Source organism: Bradyrhizobium sp. 197, assembly GCF_023073375.1.
In the GTDB taxonomy this organism is placed as follows: Bacteria; Pseudomonadota; Alphaproteobacteria; order Rhizobiales; family Xanthobacteraceae; genus Bradyrhizobium.
In genome coordinates this window covers 144,728-165,304 of record NZ_JADPJJ010000186.1, presented here as the reverse complement: position 1 = coordinate 165,304, position 20,577 = coordinate 144,728, and the positions used below count along the sequence as shown (strand labels likewise).

General features: G+C 61.2%; 22 protein-coding genes. 5 read left to right on the top strand and 17 right to left on the bottom strand.

Features of this window, described 5'->3' with window-relative positions; all coding sequences use genetic code 11:
* Nucleotides 1-6: 6 nt before the first annotated feature.
* On the top strand, nucleotides 7-1,224 hold the full coding sequence (locus tag IVB27_RS40985; RefSeq protein ID WP_247448205.1) for an ABC transporter substrate-binding protein: 1,218 nt from the start codon (nucleotides 7-9) through the stop codon (nucleotides 1,222-1,224).
* Nucleotides 1,225-1,623: 399 nt separating this feature from the next.
* Here IVB27_RS40985 and IVB27_RS40980 read toward each other — a convergent pair whose 3' ends face one another.
* From IVB27_RS40980 to IVB27_RS40925, 12 genes are all read right to left on the bottom strand, one after another.
* Nucleotides 1,624-2,520: an HpcH/HpaI aldolase/citrate lyase family protein gene (locus IVB27_RS40980; protein WP_247448204.1), complete on the bottom strand. Its 897-nt coding sequence runs from the start codon at nucleotides 2,518-2,520 to the stop codon at nucleotides 1,624-1,626.
* A complete protein-coding gene (locus tag IVB27_RS40975) occupies nucleotides 2,517-2,969 on the bottom strand; it encodes a MaoC family dehydratase (RefSeq protein ID WP_247448203.1) in 453 nt (150 codons plus the stop codon). Before IVB27_RS40975 ends, IVB27_RS40980 begins: the two co-directional genes overlap by 4 nt.
* Nucleotides 2,970-3,398: 429 nt before the next feature.
* On the bottom strand, nucleotides 3,399-4,454 hold the full coding sequence (locus IVB27_RS40970; protein WP_247448202.1) for an ABC transporter ATP-binding protein: 1,056 nt from the start codon (nucleotides 4,452-4,454) through the stop codon (nucleotides 3,399-3,401).
* Nucleotides 4,455-4,495: 41 nt separating this feature from the next.
* Complete coding sequence (locus tag IVB27_RS40965; RefSeq protein ID WP_247448201.1) at nucleotides 4,496-5,344, bottom strand: fumarylacetoacetate hydrolase family protein; 849 nt, start codon at nucleotides 5,342-5,344, stop codon at nucleotides 4,496-4,498.
* Between the two features lie 22 nt (nucleotides 5,345-5,366).
* Nucleotides 5,367-6,038: a DUF4286 family protein gene (locus tag IVB27_RS40960; RefSeq protein WP_247448200.1), complete on the bottom strand. Its 672-nt coding sequence runs from the start codon at nucleotides 6,036-6,038 to the stop codon at nucleotides 5,367-5,369.
* Between the two features lie 5 nt (nucleotides 6,039-6,043).
* A complete protein-coding gene (locus tag IVB27_RS40955; RefSeq protein ID WP_247448199.1) occupies nucleotides 6,044-6,808 on the bottom strand; it encodes a 2-keto-4-pentenoate hydratase in 765 nt (254 codons plus the stop codon).
* Nucleotides 6,805-7,812: a Gfo/Idh/MocA family protein gene (locus IVB27_RS40950; RefSeq protein ID WP_247448198.1), complete on the bottom strand. Its 1,008-nt coding sequence runs from the start codon at nucleotides 7,810-7,812 to the stop codon at nucleotides 6,805-6,807. The genes IVB27_RS40955 and IVB27_RS40950 overlap by 4 nt, the downstream gene beginning before the upstream one ends.
* On the bottom strand, nucleotides 7,812-8,462 hold the full coding sequence (locus tag IVB27_RS40945; protein ID WP_247448197.1) for a Gfo/Idh/MocA family protein: 651 nt from the start codon (nucleotides 8,460-8,462) through the stop codon (nucleotides 7,812-7,814). The genes IVB27_RS40950 and IVB27_RS40945 overlap by 1 nt, the downstream gene beginning before the upstream one ends.
* Entirely contained in the window at nucleotides 8,459-8,884 is a 426-nt protein-coding gene (locus IVB27_RS40940; protein ID WP_247448196.1) for a Gfo/Idh/MocA family protein, read from the bottom strand. The genes IVB27_RS40945 and IVB27_RS40940 overlap by 4 nt, the downstream gene beginning before the upstream one ends.
* Nucleotides 8,877-9,671, bottom strand: a complete 795-nt coding sequence (locus IVB27_RS40935; RefSeq protein WP_345947004.1) for an SDR family NAD(P)-dependent oxidoreductase — start codon at nucleotides 9,669-9,671, stop codon at nucleotides 8,877-8,879. Before IVB27_RS40935 ends, IVB27_RS40940 begins: the two co-directional genes overlap by 8 nt.
* Nucleotides 9,672-9,701: 30 nt before the next feature.
* On the bottom strand, nucleotides 9,702-10,478 hold the full coding sequence (locus tag IVB27_RS40930) for an SDR family NAD(P)-dependent oxidoreductase (protein WP_247448194.1): 777 nt from the start codon (nucleotides 10,476-10,478) through the stop codon (nucleotides 9,702-9,704).
* Complete coding sequence (locus IVB27_RS40925; RefSeq protein ID WP_247448193.1) at nucleotides 10,471-11,259, bottom strand: IclR family transcriptional regulator; 789 nt, start codon at nucleotides 11,257-11,259, stop codon at nucleotides 10,471-10,473. Before IVB27_RS40925 ends, IVB27_RS40930 begins: the two co-directional genes overlap by 8 nt.
* Nucleotides 11,260-11,448: 189 nt before the next feature.
* On the opposite strand from IVB27_RS40925, the gene IVB27_RS40920 reads away from it, so the two are divergent.
* The 4 genes from IVB27_RS40920 (at nucleotide 11,449) to IVB27_RS40905 (ending at nucleotide 15,347) form a co-directional block, all read left to right on the top strand.
* Entirely contained in the window at nucleotides 11,449-12,342 is an 894-nt protein-coding gene (locus IVB27_RS40920) for a carbohydrate ABC transporter permease (RefSeq protein ID WP_247345739.1), read from the top strand.
* A gap of 82 nt (nucleotides 12,343-12,424) precedes the next feature.
* Nucleotides 12,425-13,183 (top strand): carbohydrate ABC transporter permease, encoded by a 759-nt coding sequence (locus IVB27_RS40915; protein ID WP_247448192.1) that lies wholly within the window; start codon nucleotides 12,425-12,427, stop codon nucleotides 13,181-13,183.
* A 30-nt stretch (nucleotides 13,184-13,213) separates the two neighbouring features.
* Nucleotides 13,214-14,524, top strand: coding sequence for an extracellular solute-binding protein (locus IVB27_RS40910; RefSeq protein ID WP_247448191.1), 1,311 nt, complete (start codon nucleotides 13,214-13,216; stop codon nucleotides 14,522-14,524).
* 151 nt (nucleotides 14,525-14,675) lie between these two features.
* Nucleotides 14,676-15,347, top strand: coding sequence for a GDSL-type esterase/lipase family protein (locus IVB27_RS40905; RefSeq protein ID WP_247448190.1), 672 nt, complete (start codon nucleotides 14,676-14,678; stop codon nucleotides 15,345-15,347).
* Between the two features lie 106 nt (nucleotides 15,348-15,453).
* Here the strand turns inward: IVB27_RS40905 and IVB27_RS40900 are convergent, their stop codons facing one another.
* From IVB27_RS40900 to IVB27_RS40880, 5 genes are read right to left on the bottom strand one after another with little or no spacing between them, the layout of a single operon-like run.
* Complete coding sequence (locus IVB27_RS40900; protein ID WP_247448189.1) at nucleotides 15,454-16,953, bottom strand: tripartite tricarboxylate transporter permease; 1,500 nt, start codon at nucleotides 16,951-16,953, stop codon at nucleotides 15,454-15,456.
* 12 nt (nucleotides 16,954-16,965) lie between these two features.
* Nucleotides 16,966-17,433, bottom strand: a complete 468-nt coding sequence (locus IVB27_RS40895) for a tripartite tricarboxylate transporter TctB family protein (RefSeq protein WP_247448188.1) — start codon at nucleotides 17,431-17,433, stop codon at nucleotides 16,966-16,968.
* A gap of 2 nt (nucleotides 17,434-17,435) precedes the next feature.
* Nucleotides 17,436-18,236: a carboxymuconolactone decarboxylase family protein gene (locus tag IVB27_RS40890; RefSeq protein WP_247448187.1), complete on the bottom strand. Its 801-nt coding sequence runs from the start codon at nucleotides 18,234-18,236 to the stop codon at nucleotides 17,436-17,438.
* Complete coding sequence (locus tag IVB27_RS40885; protein WP_247448186.1) at nucleotides 18,233-19,753, bottom strand: SDR family oxidoreductase; 1,521 nt, start codon at nucleotides 19,751-19,753, stop codon at nucleotides 18,233-18,235. The genes IVB27_RS40890 and IVB27_RS40885 overlap by 4 nt, the downstream gene beginning before the upstream one ends.
* A gap of 35 nt (nucleotides 19,754-19,788) precedes the next feature.
* Nucleotides 19,789-20,562 carry an SDR family NAD(P)-dependent oxidoreductase gene (locus IVB27_RS40880; RefSeq protein ID WP_247448185.1) on the bottom strand — a complete coding sequence of 258 codons (774 nt, stop codon included), beginning with the start codon at nucleotides 20,560-20,562 and terminating at the stop codon, nucleotides 19,789-19,791.
* Nucleotides 20,563-20,577: the final 15 nt, after the last annotated feature.

The window sequence follows — 20,577 nt, the reverse complement described above, 5'->3', positions numbered from 1 at the left end:
GACTTCATGTTCAAATCAAGCCGCGGGCTGCTCGCCGGTGTCGCGATATTGGCGCTGCTGTCGGGTCCGGCGACGGCCGAGATCGCCAACAACACGCTAAAGCTCGGCGTGCTGACCGATCTCAGTGGCCTGGCCGCCGACTCTGCCGGGCCCGGTTCGGTCGTCGCGGCAAAACTCGCGATCGAGGACTTCAAGGCCGAGAAGCCTGACCTGAAGATCGAACTGATGCAGGCCGACCATCAGAACAAGGCGGACATCGGCGCATCGCTGGCGCGCCGCTGGATTGATGTCGATAAGGTGGATGCCATCCTCGACGTGCCGTTCTCCTCCGTTGCGCTGGCAGTGCAAGAAGTGGTCCGCGGCACCAAAACGGCGTTCATCGCCTCGGGCCCCGGCACGTCACTTCTCACCGGCGGGAAATGTTCGCCTAATACCGTGCATTGGACCTACGACACCTGGGCCTTGGCGCACGGCACGGCGCTGGCTCTGCTACGCGCCAAGAAGGATACCTGGTTCTTCGTCACGGCCGACTACGCCTTCGGTCATGCGCTCGAAAGCGACGCATCCGAGGTGGTGAAGAGCCAAGGCGGCAGGATTCTGGGCTCCGTCCGCCATCCGACCGACGCATCCGACTTCTCGTCGTTCCTGCTGCAGGCGCAGGCCAGCAAGGCGAAGATCGTCGCCCTCGCGAACGCCGCCGGCGATACCGTCAATTCGGTCAAGCAGGCCTCCGAGTTCGGCCTGCAGGCCGGCGGACAGGAGTTGGCGGCTCTGCTGATGCAAGTGACCGACGTCAATGCCATCGGTCTCTCGATCGCAAAAGGCCTGTATCTCACCGAAGGCTTTTATTGGGACGCCAATGACGGCACCCGGAAATTTGCTGATCGCTTTGCCGCGCAGATGAAGGGCAAGCGGCCGACGGCGATCCAGGCCGGCGTCTATGCCGGTACCCTGCATTATCTGCGAGCAGCCGCAGCTGCGGATTCTTCGGACGCGCAGACCGTCGTCGCAAAGATGAAGGAGTTGCCGTCGAAGGATCCATTGTTTGGCGAAGGAAAGGTGCGCCGAGACGGCCGCCACGTCCATAACATGTACCTTTTCCAGGTGAAGACGCCGGCCGAATCTAAAGCGCCTTGGGACTTCTATAAGTTGGTCGAAACAATTCCGGCGGCGGAAGCGTTCCGTCCGATCGAGCTGGGCGGCTGCCCAATGGTCAACAACTAAGGGCCGAGGCCTGGCGAGGTCAGCATGCCGAGGCGCGCCAGCAGGAACGAAAAACGCACATAACAGAACCCTCCACATCCGACTAGAAACGTCCGCCAAGCCCAAGCCCCAGGCGAGACCAACTTGGATGGGCGGTCGCTCCCAGGAAGCCCTGTCACGCCTCACTTGCTGGCAACGATCCAGCAAGCGTCTGCGCCTCTGACTTGATGCCGCCCTCTGCGCCTGCCCGTCGAAGCCCGTTCTGATGGTTGAAGCCAACAGCCCGCCGTGCAATTTGCCCTGATCCTCAATGAAGGGAACCGCGACGGCCGCGGCCTCCGGATCGTGCTCGCCGAGCGAAACGCAATAACTCTGCGCCATCACCTGCAGAAGCACAGATCGGCTGCCGCACACACCAGTTCAGCCGCTGGCCGCTGGTTCATGAGAGAGGCCTTCCCCGATCGACGCCAAGGTTCGTCGTGCTGCAATCAGATGCGGCATGTCGTACATCTTGCCGTCAATGCCGACGGTCCCGACATCCGGATCCGCCGCGAACGCAGCCACGACTTGGCGAGCATGTTCGATATCAGCGTCCAACGGCGTGAAACATGCATTAATGGTTGCGACCTGATCAGGGTGGATGGCGATTCGGCCGACAAATCCGTCCCGTCGCGCGATCTTGCAGCTCTCGGCCAGCCCCTGCTGATCCCTGAAGTCGACGTACAGGGTTTCGAGCGCCGCAGCATTGGCAGCGCCGGCGGCAAACAGGCACTGCGCACGCGCCACCTGATAGGGAAAGGTCCAGCTTCCATCGGCTTCTCGCGGCGTCAGCGCCCCTAGCTCCGCGCTCAAATCCTCGCCGCCCCAAGTCATCGCCACGAGGCGCTTGTTCTTGCGGGCATAGCCATTGAAGCCGATCATCGCGGCCGGCGTCTCGGTTGCCACGACCAGCAGCTTCACGTGACCAGGCACGACGCCGGTCGCGACCTCCAGCACGTCGACATAATGCGAGACCAGATCGACATCCTCGATGCCGTTGACCTTGGGAATCAAAATGCCGTCGAGCCCCGGACGAACCACGGCGGCCAGATCTTCCAGCGTCAACCCCGTGCCGAACGGGTTGATGCGGACCAGGAACGACCAATTCCGCGTCCCTCCGCCCAGCAACACCTTGACGGCATCACGGGCAAAGGCCTTACGGCCGGGCGCAACGGAGTCCTCGAGATCGAGGATCAGCGCATCGGCACCGACGCCGCCTGCCTTTGCGAATTTGCGTTCGCTGTCGGCCGGCACGAAGAGGAGCGAACGTAGTTTCATGCCGGCCTCCGCATCATCAATCCGTTCCTGCGGCAGTAGACCACCTCCTCGTCGCGCTGATTGAAGCCGCGATGCTCGAAAGTGACGATGCCCTGCGTCGGACGCGACTTGCTCTCCCTGACCGCGACGACCTTAGTCTCGGCGCGCAGCGTGTCGCCGGCAAACACCGGACGCGGGAATCGCGTGTCTTCCATGCCAAGATTGCCGACGGTGGTTCCCAGCGTCGTATCCTGGACCGACAGGCCGATGATGAGGCCGAGCGTGAAGATCGAATTCATCAGCGGCTTTCCGAACTCGGTACTCGCAGCATAGTGATGGTCGATATGAACCGCCGCCGGATTGTAGGTCAGCGACGAGAACAGGATGTTGTCCATGTCGGTCACAGTGCGTCGGATCTCATGGACAAAGGTTTGCCCAACCGAAAATTGCTCGAAGTAGAGCCCCGCCATTTTGCTTGCCTCTTTATGTCTTGCCGGGATCCCGAGGCTTTCAGCCGGCCGGGACGTCCTTGTCTCCCGCCCGATTTCTACCGTCTAGGCGTATCGTTCACAAGCGTACGAACGAGCGTTGGTCCATCCGAGTCTCGATGAGGCATTCAAACACGGTCTGCGAGAGGCCTACCGCTCTCTTGATCCGCTCGCATTGCTGGCGCAGATGGGGATGCCCAAAATGAGTTCGGAATGGGGTCGATCGGCGTAGCTAGAATCTCAGGAATGACGGTCGCGCCGGTGCGGATTGACGTGGTGGCTTTTGCCCGGGAGCTCTGCGATGGTTGGAACGCGGGCGAGCAGCGGATCATTCATCGACGCCGCTCTGTGCGGCGCAGGCCTGTGCCGCATCGGCAATGATCCCTCGCGAAGACGTGCGCGGCATAGCCATCAGTTCAGCCGCTGACCACTGGCCGAATCAAAAAGGTGGAGCGCTTGCGCATCAAAGCCGATGCCGATCTCCTCCCCGGGCTTCGCCGCAACACGCTCCCTGAACACACAGGTGAGCAACGTCCCTCCCAAGTCGACGACTACCTGCGTTTCGGAGCCAGTCGGTTCCACCACATGGACATTTGCCTTGAGGCCCGCATTCTCGATACGCACGTGCTCCGGCCGAATGCCGATCGTCACCTCGCGCCCACTTGCGATCGCGGGCGTACCCGCAAGGCTCCATCCCACACCATGGCCATCGATCAGCTTTCCACCATCGATCCTTCCCTTGACGAAGTTCATAGACGGAGAACCGATAAAGCCCGCGACGAACAGGTTCTGCGGCCTGTCGTATAGTTCAAGCGGCGCGCCCATTTGCTCGACCACGCCATCATGCATCACGACGATCTTGTCAGCCATGGTCATAGCCTCGATCTGGTCATGTGTGACGTAGACGGTGGTAGTCTTGAGCCGCTGATGCAGCTCCTTTATCTCTGTGCGCATTTGCACACGCAATTTAGCGTCGAGATTTGACAATGGCTCATCAAACAAGAACACCTGCGGATCGCGCACAATCGCGCGGCCCATGGCGACGCGTTGCCGCTGACCACCGGAAAGCTGACGCGGGTACCGATCAAGCAGTTTTGTCAGACCGAGGATTTCGGCCGCCGGTTGGACACGCGCATGGATCTCGCTTTTCGAGGCGCGGCGAAGCTTTAACGAGAACCCCATGTTCTCCTCGACCGTCATATGCGGATAAAGCGCGTAATTCTGGAGAACCATCGCAATGTCGCGCTCTTTTGGCGGCATGTCGTTGACAATCTTGTTCCCAATACGGATTTGACCGGTGGTGATGCCCTCCAGCCCTGCGATCATGCGCAACAGCGTCGACTTGCCACAACCTGACGGGCCAACGAGAATCACAAATTCACCGTCCTTGATGTCGATATCGACGCCATGAATAACCTTCACGGTACCGAACGCCTTCGCGATGTCCTTGATTTCAACCGACGCCATGGAGTTCTCCCTTTTCCGCGCTCTTTCGCGTCAAACAGCAGTTACGACGCCCGTGCAGCGACACGCTGCGTCTGCTTGCCGAGACCGGACACGCCAAGCGTAACGACGTCTCCAGCCTTCAGAAACATCGGTGGTTTCATGCCGAGCCCGACACCGGGCGGCGTGCCCGTCGTAATGACATCGCCCGCTTCTAGCGCCATGAAGCAGGAAATGTAGGAGACCAGCATCTTTACGCCGAATATCATGGTCCTGGTGTTCCCGGTTTGCCGGCGCACGCCGTTAACGTCGAGGAATAGGTCAAGATTCTGAACGTCCGCGATTTCTTCCTTGGTCACGAGCCACGGTCCCAAAGGGCCGAAGCCGGGCGCAGACTTGCCCTTCATCCATTGCCCACCGCGCTCGACCTGGTGGGCACGCTCCGAAACGTCGTGGCAGACGCAATAACCGGCAACATGATTAAAGGCTTGATCCTCGGGAATCTCGTAACCGCCCTCGCCGATCACGATCGCAAGCTCAACTTCCCAATCGGTCTTCGCCGAGCCCTTTGGCAGCATGAAGCCGTCATCCGGCCCGCTGATAGAAGAGACCGCCTTGTTGAACAGGATTGGCTCGCCCGGAATCGGCGAATTCGTCTCATGCGCATGGTCAATGTAATTCAGGCCGACAGCGATGAAATGACCAACGCGCCCCACCGGCGGGCCGATGCGCGGCGCCCCCGGAACGATATCGAGTTGCGACACCTGCAGGCTTGAGATTCGCGACAAACCTTCACGCGAAAGATGCTCACCCGACAGATCCGCAACGATGCCGGAAAGATCGCGGATACATCCAGCATCGTCCAGCAGGCCGGGCTTTTCGCCGCCCGGCGGACCATAACGCAACAGTTTCATTATTCGTCCTTCGAAGAAGCCGTCAGCCGGCCGCCCAGGCCGTCTTCAGCCGGGTATATTCATGAAGATAAAGACCAGCGCTTGCTGCGCGCAGGGTGGGATGATCGTTCAGCGAGGCACGTGCGCCCGCCAACGCTTCGACCGAACACGCTTCGACGAGCATGACCCAGCGGGCGGGTTGCTCGATATCCTTGCGATCCTTGCTCTCGGCAGTCTTGGTGCCGGAGGCTTCGTCATCCCCCTTGAGAAGGTGCGCACCCGTAACCTCTGGAAGCGCCGCGATCTTCATCACGATTGATGCCAGTGTCTCTCGCTCGCCTTCCTCAACAGGAACGTCGAACCGCAAGGTGAGAAGCACGCCGCCCGAGCCGACTCCGAAGCTCGCGATCACACGTGCCAGCGAGCGGGATGTTGTCTTGAAATGAGCAGTGGCGCGCTTCGTCCATGACGTCGGCGCGTTCAGCCGATTGAAATAGTCCACACTTTGCGTGACTTCGAAGGTTTGCGTTTCGTACAACGTGAAGAATTCGGGATGCGTCTTCTCGTCGGCGGCGCGATAACGCCGTCCCCGCAGGAAGCCGGGTATGCCCACCCTCTCGGGCATGTGCTCGGACAGATGCCACGCGTAGAAATCCGCGCGGCCCTCATCCGAGATTCCATTCCAGATCGCGATCGCTCCCTCACCGGCCAGCATGTGCATCATTCCTGGTTTACGTGTTGAACTGCTACGGCAAACATTGCGACGGGCGCGAAGCCTTCAAAGCGGGCTTCGACGCGTTGTCCGGCGTTGGCGTGATGAACACCGGCGAAGGCGCCGGTCATAACAATCTGACCCGGCTCCCAAGAGCGCCCACGCCGCGCGAGATGGTTAGCGAGGAGGACAATTGCTTGCAGCGGATTTCCAATCGGATTTCCGCCGCGCGTTTCGAGAATTGATTCACTGCCGATGCTAAGAGAAACCCCGATGTTCCCAAGTTCGAGGCCGTGCCAATCGTCGCGTGACGTTCCGAGAACGACGCCGCCATTTCCGAGATTGTCGGCAACAAGCAACGGGCGCGGGGACTGAAATCCCTGCTCGGTCCTGCACGACAGCAGTTCGAATGCCGCCATGGCCTCACCGATTGCCGGCAGGACATCGTCGATAGCGTATTCCGTTCGAGAAACGACGGGCAGCCGATGCTTCACTCTGAACGCCAATTCGCACTCAAAGCCGTGTGACATCCGGACTTCCAGCGGCACATTGGCCCCCGATCGGAACACGCCATCGTCAAGGATTGGGGCGGAGATCACCTCGCCCTCGGGTGTCCGGGCGACCTTCCATCCGGCAATCGGTCTGCAGAGCAGAGCCTGGACGAGATCCTGAACGGCATAGCCCTGCTCGGGGCTCGGCACTTCCGCAAACCCGGCAGTCAGCCATTGCCCGCAACGTCGTGCCGTAACGAGCGCTTCAGCCAACTCTTTCATGGCAGAGTACTCAATTGTACGGGCATGCCCTGGCGTGATGCTGACAAGTAGGCTGCCTCAACGACCCTAAGAGCACGCGACACATCGCGGAGCCCGGCGACAGGCGCCGATCCCGCTCGGACTTCCTCGAGAACGCGGCGAACAAAAGCCGGATAATAGACATCGGTCTCGAGACGTGCAGGAAGTCTTCGCGTTTCAATCGGTCCATCGACCGACTTCGATCGGACAAGGATTTGATCATCGGCGGATGTGTAATAGGCATCCGGCGACCTGATCGAGAAGGCAAACTCCCGCTGAATTGTCTTGTCGCTCGGGAAGATGTAGCCGCATTCGATGGTGCAGATGCGGTTCTGCTTCGTCACCATTCGCACGCTGATGACGTCTTCGATGGAATGGCCGTTGATTTCCGACGATGACACCGCGGAAACCGACTCGATATCGTCCTGCGCGAGAACAGAAAACAAATCGATGAAATGAACCCCAAGGTTGATCAGCGGGCCGCCGCCGGCCAGTTCCCGCCGCAGCATCCACGGTGTTCCCGCGGCTTCGTAGCGCGAAGGTGGGCCAGCCATGAAGCGGAAGCTGGCGAAATCCGGGCGGGTATTCGTGTGTCCGACGATGTCCAGGGTATCGCTCAGGCGGAAGATCAGGGGTACGGCGACATAGAGCTTTTTTGCTTCCGCGCTAGCTACAAGACGATCGACGTCGATCGCTCGGACACCACAGGGCTTCTCGATCGCAAACGCGATGCCGCGCGCAATCAGTTTTCCTGCCAGTTTCGGCATATCGATATGGCGACCAAACACGAATGCAAAATCGACCGTCTGCGCATCCAGAAGGCCGTCCAGATCGCGATAAGCCTCGCAGCCGAGTCGCTTCGCCAAAGCTGCGCCGGTTTTTTGGGCGCTGTCCGTGACGCCGACCACGCGCAAGCCCGGGGCCTCGAGTGCATCTAGATACAGCGGCACGTGCCAATGCGTCGATTCGACGATCGCAATCCTCATTATGCTGCCTCTCGAATTTCGGAGGGATTGATCGGCTGGCCTGTTGCGGCCGACTTCAGGATTGCAGCGGTTACCTGCAGACTGCGACGTGCATCCTCTGCGTCGACCAGTGGCTCTTCATATCCGTCGATGTCCCGGCAGAAATGTCGCAATTGGCAACGATAGGCATCCTGGGGCATCACTACGCGCCCTTCCCGACTGATCGGCTGCGTCCAACCAGCCTCTCCGTCGACGCGATATCGCCATAGATGCAGGTCTGGAAACTCGAGCGAACCATCACTGCCAAGAAAGTGGTAAGAGTTTTCCCGGCTCACCGGGATCGCAGGGTTCTCGCCGCTATTCGCATCCCAGGACCAGGGCGATGGGCTGGCGTCACAACCAGTGATCGTGCCGAGCGCTCCGCTTTCAAAGTGCAGCAGGACCGCAACGGTGTCCTCGACTTCGTGCCCACGCGCTGACCGACTGGCAGCCGCCATAACGTTCACGATCTCCCCGCACATGAAACGCAGCAGATCAACGTCATGAACAAGATTGGTCAGGACGGGCCCAGCACCAGCAGTCCGCCGCCACCGCGGCTCAAAATAGCTTCGGGGCTTCAAGACAGCCCACAACACGTTCACCGCCAGTAACCGGCCAAGTTCGCTTCTCATAATCTCGCGCGCTTGCTGAACGACCGGGTTATGTCGCCGATGATGCCAACCAAAATCTTTGCGCCTGTTGAATTGGCTGTTGCAATCAACTCCGTCACTTCGGCCGGGAGCTCGGCAATCGGCTTCTCGATCAACACGGCGATTCCACGTCGAATTGCAGTCAGCGCCACCTTGCAATGCAGCGGCGTCGGAACCGCGACGATAATCCCGTCGACGCGCTGAGCATCCAGCATGTTTTCCAGAGACCGATAGTGAGCTACGCCAGACTCGTGGGCGAGGGCCGCGGCCTCTTTTGCCGAATCAGCAATGCCAATGAGAACCGTTGCGGGCTCTTCGATGCAGTACTGCACGTGGCGGCGGCCGATCGCGCCCGCTCCTACGACACCGATGCGCACGGCCGTCTCGGTTGCGCGATCAACCACCGGCGGCCTCCATCGGCAACGCATCCGCCTTGCGGGGCGCGACGCCCGGGATCCGGTCGAGCACCGAAAGCGTGAGACCGCCGTCGACCATGATGTTTTCGCCCGTGATATAGTAATTTGTTCGATCGATCAGAAACGAGACCGTCCGCGCCACGTCTTCGGGCGTGCCGATCCGCCGCAACGGCACGATGGCTTCGCGCTGCCGGGCCACAGAATCGTCGAGGTACATGGCTTGGGTCATCGGCGTCATGATCATGCCGGGCGAAACGCTGTTGACCCGGATCCCATGCTCGCCCCACTCGAGCGCCATTTGCTTGCACAGCATGATGAGCGCCGCCTTGGCGGCGCTATACGCTCCGGTTTGCCGGTGCGGATACACGCCGGATTGCGACGAGATGCGGACAAAGGCGCCTCGGCTAGCCTTCAAATGCGAGAATCCGGCTTTGGCCAGTAGCCAGCTTGCGCGGCATGTCAGCGCAAACATCTCATCCCAAACCTGAAGCGACATCGATTCAAGGGAAGTCGGATCAACCGCACCTGCATTCGATACAATTGCATCGAGTCCCTTGAACTGCGCAGCGGCCGTCTCCACGAAGCGCTCAGGCACCGACACATCTCGCAGGTCGCCCTCCATCACAAGTATCTTGCATCCGCGACTCTGGAGTTCGGCGGCAAGCGGGTCAACTTCCGCGCGCTTCCGACGTACGCACATCGCAATTGCGGAATCCGGCACGCCGGCGATCTGGCGGCAGATGGCGCCGCCGATACCCTCGCTCACTCCTGTCACAAGTACACGCACTATCGATTATCCTTCTGGCTAATCGAGATAGGAGCCGCCATTGACGTTGATGGTTTCGCCGATGACGTAGCTCGATGCATCGGACAACAGAAACAAAACAACCGAAGCAATCTCATCCGGTCGAGCAAAGCGACCCAGCGGAATTCGCGAAATGGTCGTCGTTTGATGCGACTGACTCATCTCTCGCGTCAGCTCCGTGTCGACGATCCCGGGCGCAATGGCATTGACACGCACATCGCAAGGAGCAGCCCAGGCCGCAAGGGACTTTGTCAGCCCGATCAAGCCGGCTTTTGCCGCGGTGTAATGCGCGTTTCCGATGAAATCGCCTCGCTTTCCAGCGACCGAGGAAACATTAACGACGCGGCCAAAGCGGCGTTTCAGCATGTCCGGCATCACGGCATGGCAGCAGTTGTATGCACCTGTGAGGTGGACATTGAGCATGCGATCCCAGCGCTCACGGGAGATTTGCGGAAACGACACGAAATCGCCGATGCCGGCGTTGTTCACCAATAGATCGATCGCACCAAGCTCGCTTCCGATCTTCCTGACCGCGGCCGTTACCGCCGCGGTATCGCCGACATCGCATGAGATGGCGGTCGCGTCGGCTCCGGTGGAGCGAAGGCTCGCGGCGAGGTTATCGGCGGCCTCCTCGTCGCGGTCGGCGACTACAACATGCGCGCCGGCCGCAGAAAGCACCCGCGAAATGCCCTCGCCGATACCTTTGGCGCCTCCCGTGACAACGGCGATTCGACCGTTGATGCTCGGATCGATCTGAATGGCGCGCGATTCAGGCATTCGAGGTCCTCTTGAGCGCACGGCTGGAAACAAAATCCATCACGCGACGCGCTGGCCAAAGGTCTGCGATCTCGCTGACCGTCGCTGCGAGATCCGGCGCCACATCTTTCATGCGCTCCGGCGTGAAGCGCGAGGCTGGACCGGCGATGCTGACGGTGCCAACCGCAATCCCATCACGGCCGAGAATTGCCTGCGCCATGGCGCAAGTACCGGGCTCGCCTTCTTCTATCGCCATGCCATAACCACGGGCGCGGGTTGCGGCGAGCTCATTGATCAGGGTCGCCTCATCGCGAACAAAGGGTTTGCCGAAACGTACTGGGACCACATATCCACGCCTCTTGACGAGGCTGGCTGCGGCTTCATCGTTCATCGTGGACAGCCACGCCTTGCCGGTCGCGGTGGCATGCAACACGACAGCCTGTCCGAGATCGGCGTCATATCTCAGGCCGGACAGGGCGCCTTGCGATTTGGCAATCCAGTACAGCGTATCGCCTTCGGCGAGCGCGAGACGGACGAGCTCGCCCGTCCGAATGGCCAGCCTGTCCAATGACGGTTGGCAGATGTCAGAGGTGCCGGCCCCCGAAAGCACGCGAAAACCAACTGCAGCAAGCTTGACGGTCAGCCGATAGCGCTGACTGGCATCGTCCTGCACCGCAAAGCGGCGATTGACCAAGGACGAAAGCAGCCGATGCGCAGCACTTTTTGGCATATCGAGGCCACGCGCGATCTCGCTCAGCGGCAAACCATTCGGCTCGTCCGCAAGGAGCTCGATGATGTCCATCACCCGATCGACGAAGTCACCCAGAGCCATTCTCATATCCTATAGAACAGCGTTCTATTCGCAAAATGCCATCTCGTTGTCAAGCGCCGGTTTTTGGGGCCAAAACCTTCTGATGTCCGCGGAACTCGGCTCTGTTGACACGACGATCGGAAAGGAAATGGAACATCGTTCCAACAAATAGGAGGAAACATGGGACCATCGACCAAGGCTGATACAAGGTCGATCGGCCGTGATTGGGCCACGCCGATCATTTGGTTCGGTCCTGCGCTGGTCCTGCTACTGGCTGTAACTCTCTATCCGACAGCCTTGGTGTTGTGGCTCAGTCTCAGCCGCACGCGTTTCTACGACGTCACCGGCTGGGCTGGCCTGGGCAACTACACTGCCGTGCTGACCTCCAGCGCATTTTGGGATCTCACCTTCAACTCCCTCGTCTATGTGACGGGGTCGCTCGCCATCGTGTTGCCGGTCGGGCTGCTCTGCGCCCTTGCGTTGCAAACGATGAAGCGCGGCGCCTCGTCTTTTCGGGCAGTGCTGCTGCTGCCTTGGACGCTATCCATGGCGGTCGTCGGCTGCTTTTGGCTATGGCTGCTGAATCCATCTTACGGCCCGATTAGCTACGCGATGAAATCCGTTGGACTGACGCCCGGCTTGATGCTTGGCGATCCAGGCATCGCACTATTGTTGCTGATCGTGGTGACGGCTTGGTGGTCGTTTCCTTACGTCATGGTGATGATGAGCGCCGCCCTGCAAAGCATTCCGGGCGAACTCTATGAGGCCCTCGATATCGACGGCGGTGGATTTTGGTCGCGCCTGCGTCACGTGGTCTGGCCTCATGTCAATGCTACGCTCGGCAGCACCGCGCTGGCCCTGAGCATCCTGTATCTCACGCTCGTCACGCTCATTCTCGTTCTGACGGGGGGCGGGCCGCTCGGCGCGACGGGCACGTGGAGCTTCGAGGTTTTCGTCACCGCCTTCAGGTCGGTCGACGTCTCTCCATCGGCGGTGATCTCGATCATCGTCCTCATCGTCAATCTACTGCTCGGCCTCGTCTATACGCGGCTGACAGGCCGCGTTTCAGGATAGGTTCACTATGCGCAAAACACCGGCCGAACGCCTGCTCTCGCCCTTGACGATCGGCGTTCTGGTCGCGGCCGTTGTCGGTCCCATGGCATGGGCGCTGGTGACGTCGCTCAAGACCGAAGCGAACGTCATCACATTCCCTCCCTCCTTGCTGCCGTCACCTGCGACGCTTGCCAGCTATGTGGCCGTCTTCCGGCAGCAGAATTTTGTGATCGAGCTTTTCAACTCCGTCTTCTACGCAATCGCGTCGATCGCGCTGACGCTGGCCGTTTCAGTGCCAGCCGGCTATGCCGCATCAAGGCTGACGTTCCCGGCCAAGCGCGCGGTCATGCTTCTCATATTGGCAACGTCGATGATTCCCGGCGTCGCGCTGCTGATACCGACATATTTCGTCCTCGACGCAATCGGGCTTCTAAACAATCCTATCGCAATCATCGTTCTCCAGGCCGCGCGACTTGTGCCCCAGACGATCTGGTTCATGCAGAACTTTGTGGACGCGGTGCCGATCGAGCTCGACGAAGCTACCGAGGTCGACGGCGCCACGCGCTGGCAGACTTTTGCGCAGGTCATATTGCCGCTGATCAAGCCAGGCATCGCGGCGACCGCAGTGCTCGGCATCATCACAACATGGAATGACTACATCACGGTTGCTGCTTTCGCGCCCGACGTCGCCCGCCGTACACTTCAGGTTGCGCTGGTGAACCAGGTCTTCGACAGCATTGGCGTCACCTGGTCGTATGTCATGGCGTTCGCAATCATCTCGTCGATCCCAATGGTTGCACTCTTTATCGTCGCGCAGCGCTGGTTCATCGCCGGTCTGACAGCCGGCGCTATCAAAGGTTAGTTTCACAATTAGTGCAATTGGGAGGAGAACATGTCTGACAAAAAACATTTGAAGCTGTCTCGCCGTTCGGTCGTCGCCGGCCTTGCCACCGCAGGGGCCGCAACGACGCTTGGGCTTCGGCAATCATCTGCGCAATCCGCCACCGAAGTCAGCTACAATAGCTTCCTCGATCCCGCCAATGCGAACGATCCGCGCTCGGCCGCGCAGAGTCGTATGATCGAAGCTTTTGAGAAGGCAAACCCGAGCATTAAGATCAAAGTCGTCGTGGATCCGGCCGGCGCCAATGGCATTCGCGCCGCGCGCACCAAATCGGGTTCACCCGACGTCATCCGCGTCTCGAACTTCCAGCTGGCAGAGTTTGCCGCGACTGGTTCCATCCTGCCGCTCGATGAGCTCGTCGTCCGCGACAAGATCGATGCCAACGACTGGCTGATTCCACTAGAGCAGACCAAGGTCAACGGCAGACTGTTAGGACTGCAGCAGGATTACCGGATTCCGATCCTGATCTATCGCAAGAGCCGCTTCGCCGATGCTCAGGTGACGACACCGCCGCGTACCTATGACGAGGTCGGTGCTCTCGGCGCCCGGCTCACCAAGAACAACACCATTGGCTACGCCATCCCGATCGGCCTCACCGGGGGCATCGGAGGTGCCCAGGCCTTCGTCGAATTCATATTGAGTTCGATCGTCGCCGGCAATACAGATCCATTTTTTGCGCCCGACGGCCGCAACATCGGCTTCTCAGATGAACGTCTATTGCTTGCCGCCACGGCGGTTCGCGACCTTTTCGGCAAGTACAAGGCGTCAACGCCCGTCACGCTACAGTTCGGCTACAACGAATTGCAGGACGGGTTGCGCGCCGGCACCGTAGCATCGGCCTCGTTCGGCCTCTATCGCTACAAGGGCCTGGAGCGCCAGGTTGCCGACAACGATCTGGCATGGGCGGCAGCGCCGTCGATGAGCCCGGCCGACAAGCACGCCGTTTACGGTTTCCAGCTCAGCATCAATGCAAATTCGCCGCGCAAGGACGCCGCCTGGGAATTCGTCAAATACATGACCAGCCCGGCCGCGCAAATGATTGCCGCGCGCGGCGGTGAAGTCGTTGCCCGGGCAAGCGCCTACGATGATGCCTACTTCGTGTCGCCCGAGGCTGCCGATCAGCAGGGCTGGAAGCAACTCGTGCAGCAGCGCGGACGTGTCGTCACCTACTCCGTGATTCAATCAACTTTCAACCAGATTGCCGGAGAGGCCTTCCAGCGCATGATCCTGCGCAGCGGCACTCCGGAAAGCGTGGTTACGGAAATCAAGACCCGTTACGCCGAAGCTCTCGCCAAGGCCTGATACGCCGCAGTGCGTCGCGTCCCCGATTGGGACGCGACGACGCGCGCCCGAACGGCACATTCCTACCGCTCAGCGCCTTGTAAACCGACCACCGTGACGTCGCTGTCAAACATGAGCTACCGGCGTCATTGCAAGCAATGGGAAGGGCTATATGGAAAAGACGCCAGACGCATATCCACCGGATTGTCGTCTTTTTCGAATTATGGCATTTGGTGACTCGAACACCTTCGGCACAGGGTCGGTTGCTGTCCCGCCAAGCTTGCGCCTGGCACCTGAAGATCGCTGGCCACGGGTGATGCAATCTTGTCTCATTTCCGCAGAAGTAATGGAGGAAGGCCTGCCCGGCCGCACGACCGATTTGGAGGATCTTGGAGAACCCGTCCAAGGCGGCGTGACCTATAGCGGCCTGCAGCATCTTCCAACAGCGCTAGCTTCTCATCAGCCCTTGGATCTGGTTATCCTCATGCTTGGCACCAACGATGCCAAGACGCGCTTCGAACGCGACGCCCACGATATCGCCGCGGGCATGAGACGCTTGGTATCCACCGTTAAGTCATTCCAATCAATTGTGGGCTACACGGCGCCAAGCGTACTCGTCATCAGTCCCCCGGCCATTGCGTCCTCGGTCGTCAACGGCCGCCTCGGAGAGATGTTTGCGTGCGGATCACAGCTCACCGCAGCACTGCCCGATCTCTACCGAGCGATTGCCTGGGCGGAGCCACGATCTGCGTGCTGCTGCCGGTCACGATTCAGAATCAACCCGTTGCCTTGGGGCTCGGCGGCGTTACCGAGCGGATCAAGCGGAACGCCAATCACTACCTGAGCGTTCTGCAACAGGCCGCCAGATCGGTCAAAGCAAACGACGTGTCCGGTCGGTCGGCCGATACCAGCGCTTGATCTTGTGTCGGCCCAGCCGACGCGCGACGCCTTCACTCCTGTAACGCCTCCTCCCGCCGCGTGCGGATCGTGGGCAGCATGATCAGGATGACCGCGATCGCGGCTGCGGCCAGCAGCGCGGCCGACAATGGCGATGTCAAGAACACGGTCGCATCGCCGCGCGAGAGCACCATCGCACGGCGGAAATTCTCCTCAATGGCGGGCCCGAGCACCAATCCCAGCAACAGTGGTGCCGCCGGCAGCTGCAGCTTGATCAGCAGATAGCCGAAGACGCAGAACACGGCGGCCTCATAGACCTCGAAGGTCCCGCTGTTGATCGAGTAGACGCCGATCGAGCAGAACACCATGATCGCCGGAAACAGGTAACGATAGGGAATGGTGAGCAGCTTCACCCACAATCCGACCAAAGGAAGATTGAGGATCAACAGCATCAGATTGCCGACCCACATCGAGGCGATCAGGCCCCAGAACAAGGTCGGGTTCTTGGTCATGACTTGCGGACCGGGCTGGATGTTGTGAATGTTCATGGCGCCGACCATCAGCGCCATCACGACGTTCGAGGGCACGCCGAGTGTCAACAGCGGAATGAAGGAGGTCTGGGCTCCCGCATTGTTGGCCGATTCCGGACCGGCGACGCCTTCGATCGCGCCCTTGCCGAACTGCTCGGGGTACTTCGACAGCTTCTTCTCCAGCGTGTAGGAGGCGAACGACGACAGCACCGCGCCGCCCCCCGGCAGCACGCCGAGCAGCGTGCCGAGCGCGGTGCCACGCAGAATGGCCGGAATCATGCGCCGGAAATCCTCCCGCGTCGGAAACAGATTGGTGATCTTCTGCGTCACCAGCGACAGCTTGTCGTCCTGCTCGAGGTTCTTCACGATCTCGGCAAAGCCGAAGATGCCCATCGCCAGCGGCACGAAATCCAGCCCGTCGAACAGCTGCGGAATGCCGAAGGCAAAGCGCTGCGTTCCCGAGCTAAGGTCGGTGCCAACAAGGCTCAAAAGCATGCCGAGCACGACCATCCCGATGCCTTCGATGAAGGGACCGCTCGAGAGCACCGACGCCAGGATCAGGCCGAGGATCATCAGGGCGAAGAATTCCTTGGGACCAAACAACAGGGCCGCCGCCGTAAGCGGCCCAGCCAGCGCGGCAAGCGCCAGCGTCGCCACGCAGCCCGCGAAAAACGAACCGATGGCAGCCGTCGAGAGCGCGACGCCGGCCCTGCCCTGCTTTGCCATCTGATACCCGTCGATGGTGGTGACGACAGACGACGACTCCCCGGGCAGATTGACCACGATGGCCGTGGTCGAGCCGCCATATTGCGCACCGTAATAGATCCCCGCCAGCATGATCAGCGCCGCGTCCGGCGGCAGCGAATAAGTGATGGGCAGCAGCATCGCGATGGTGGCGAGCGGACCAAGGCCCGGTAGCACCCCGATCAGCGTGCCCAGCAGACATCCAAAGAAGGCGTAGAGCAGATTGGCCGGCTGGGCCGCGGTGGAGAAGCCGAGCGCCAGATTATGAAAGAGATCCATCAGGCTCCGCCTTCAATTGAACAGCGCCGGCCACACCGGCAGTTGCAGCCCGAGGCCATAGACGAACACCGCGAGGCACAGCGCAATCAGGAGGGCCGCGTTCGCCAGCGCGCCCTTCCAGGTGAACTCGGAACTGGCCCTGCTCGACACCAGGATCAGGACGAAAAGCGCGCCCACGAGGCCGAGTGGAAACAACAGGAGTGCAAACAGGGCAACCGAACCCGTGACCCAGGCGAGGCCTTTCATGTCCCATTTCAGCAAGGCCTGCCGTTCGGCGGTCCGCCTCACGGCTCCCATCATCACGACCAGCCCGATGGCCGCGAGCACGATCGCAAGTAGCCGGGGGAAATAGCCCGGCCCCATCCGCGCCGCGGTGCCCGCCGGATAGTTCAGCGCGGTCACAAAGAAGAAAACAGCAAAGGCGAGAAACAATGCACCCGAAGCGAAGGCGCGCTGGTCGCGGATGATCGGCCCGGTCATCTTCATCCTCCCACTGTTGTTTTGTACGCGCCGACAGCCGGCGACTTGCTCGCCGTCTGACCAATCGCATCCATCAGGAGCGGCACGCCCATGGCGCAGGCATGTACGCCCAGATGGGCCGTCATCTGAAGAACCTGGAGAATTTCGCGCCGATCGATCCCAAGCCGCAGCGCTCGTCTGATCTGCAAGCGAAGCCCGTGCGGATTGAGCGCCGTGAAGCATCCGTTCAAGGCGAGCGTGATCAGGCAGCCCGATCGTTCGTCGAGACCGCCGGCCTGACGCCCCACCGCCAACAAATCGAGTATCGCGGCGAAATAGCCGGGATCGGCACGCAGCCACAGGTCACAGAAGTCCGGCCAGTCGCCGAATTGGGCGACATAGGCGTCACGAAGCGCTTGCTGCTCGTTCGAGATCACCGCTTGGTCCGAATCGAGCCCCGCCATGGCCAGCTCTTCAGCGAGAATACCGACACCGACGTAACAGCCCTCCAACCCCTGCGCCGTGGCGAGCCGCAACACGTCGACGATCTCCTGCGCGCTTGCACCTTGGTCGAGCGCCAGCTGCATGTGCAAGGCAAGTCCCGAACGAAACAGATGCGTCGCCGATCCGTCCAGCGCGACATAGATCAGTTCGCACATCTTGCGCGACAGCGGACCGGTTTCGGCGGGATAGCCGCCATAGCGGGCATAGGTTGCAAGAAAGCCCGGATCGAGCCGCAGCAAGCCCTCCGTCCACGGCCGCCAGTAACCGCGGGCGCGCATGAATTCTTCCTTCAGGGCCTGCTCTTCGGAGGTAAGAGTCATGAGAGGTCTCCTGCAACGGCACGATCGGGGCCCGCATAGACGCTGAGCCCACCGTCGACTGCGATGACGCTGCCGGTGACATAGGCGGCGTCCGGGCTGAGCAGAAACGCCGCCGTCTCGGCAATATCCTGCACGGATACTGCGCGCCCCAGCGGCATCCGGCCAATGGCGCTCGCCGCCGTTCCCTCGATCGGTCCCGCGGCGATTGCATTGACGCGAATGCCGCGCCCGCTCCATTCACACGCCAGTGTGCGCGTGAGCATCGCGACCGCCGCGGCGCTGGCTGCGACCTCAGCGTCTTCGCCGAATGCGACCTCCCCGCCGACCGATGTCAGGTTGAGCAGCGTGCCAAAGCCCTGTCGCTGCAGGACGGGTCCAACCGCCTTCGCGACGCGGAGTGCTCCCGTCAGATGGACGGCGAGTGCGCCACCGGCAGCGGCTACGGCATCCGCGCCAACCGCATTCACCACTCCATCGACGCGCCCGAACCGGCGCGCAATGCTGGCGATCGCCTCCGCCATGGCGGGCTCGTCCGAAATGTCGACGGGGAGCGCGTGGCATTCGGGTCCTGCTGCGGCAAACGCCGCCAATTGCTGGCCGTCGGGATCGAGCACCACGACCGTCGCATCTTCATCGGAGAACCTTCGGGTCATCGCCTGGCCGAGCGAACTGCAGGCACCGACGACAACGTAGGTCGGCCGTCCAGACGGCGCCTCGTTGCCGTTGGCTTCTCGCATAACGCCATGACCGGCGACGTGCGATCCACCATCAACAAGAAGGGTGGAGCCCGTGATGGGCGATACGCGCGGCGAGGCCAGAAATGCGATTGTCGCGGCAATTTCCTCGGGCGCCGCCATGCGACCAAGCGGAATTCTTCGGGCCACAGCGACCGGGTCGATGCGGCCGCGCGCGATCAGCGCTTCGACGAGTTCGGTGCGGGTATAGCCCGGCGCAACCGCGTTGACCCTTATTCCATCGCGCGCCCAAGCGCAGGCATGATGCCGCGTCATCGCGAGCACGCCCGCCTTGGAGGCGCTGTAGCCGTTTCGAAACGGCACCGGCCGCAACGCCGCCCCGGACGCGATGTTGACAATGGCGCCTCCGCCGGAGCGCCGCATCACCGCTGCTGCCTGCTCCGCGGCGACAAGGCTGCCGCGCAAATTGACCGCTACGAGGTTTTCAAAGACGGACACCGGCTGGTCCACCAGACCAACCCCATCCGTGTCGGTACGGCCTGCATTGTTGACGAGCACATCGAGGCCACCGAGCCGACCGACGCAATAGCGCACCATCTCGGCGACCTGCTCCGGCTGCGCCATGTCCACGCCGAAGAATCCATGCGCTGCCCCAAGCTCACCGGCGCGGATTGCGGCCTTGTCGGCTTCGATGTCGGCGATCAGCACCCGCGCGCCCTGAGCAGCAAAGCGCCGCGCTGCGGCCCAACCGATTCCGGCTGCCGCCCCCGTGATCAGGACGACACGTCCGCTCAGTCCGACTTCCCGTTCCGCTCGCGTCACAGCCAGTCCCCGCGATGCACCTGCGTCGCTTGGCGCTAGGCGATGTTGGTGACGGCAATCCCGCCGTCGACCGTCAGCACCTGCGCCGATATGAATCCGCTATCGTCGCCGGCGAGGAAGGCGATCGCCCTGGCGATATCGTCCACCGTGCCAAGCCGCCCCAACGGCGTGCGTGCGATCCGGCGCGCGTCGAGTTCGGCATTGCGGTTTCGCATCGTGCCTTCGGTCGGAATCGCCGAGGGCGCCACGGCATTCACCCTGATGTTGCGTTCGCCAAGCTCCGCCGCTGCCGCACGCGTAATGCCCATCACGCCGGCCTTGATGCCGCTATAGACGATGCTGTTCTTCGCCGAAATCAATCCGGCGACCGACGCGACATTGATGATCGCGCCGCCGCGCTCCGCATCCATGGCCTCGGCAGCCGCCTGAATGCCCCAGATGATCGCCTTGAAGCCGATATTGAGCATGCGATCCACGGTCTCAGGTGCAATGTCGAGCACCGACTGGTAGCGGACCCAGGCGGCATTGTTGACGAGGATATCTAGACGCCCCTGCCGCTCCGCATAGCCGAGAACCGCCGCGCGCATTCCATCGCGGCTCGAGACGTCCTGCGTGACCGCAGCAGCGTTGCCGCCGGCCGCCTTGATCGCGGCCACGGTTGCATCGACGAACTCGGGCTTCAGATCATTGATGCCGACGATGGCGCCGCGCGACGCCAAAAGCATGGCGGTGGCCCGTCCGATTCCGTTGCCGGCGCCGGTGACGAGTGCAACCTGGCCTGCGAGGGTTTTGTCTTTCGATTCCGTCATGGCGACTTCCCTTCT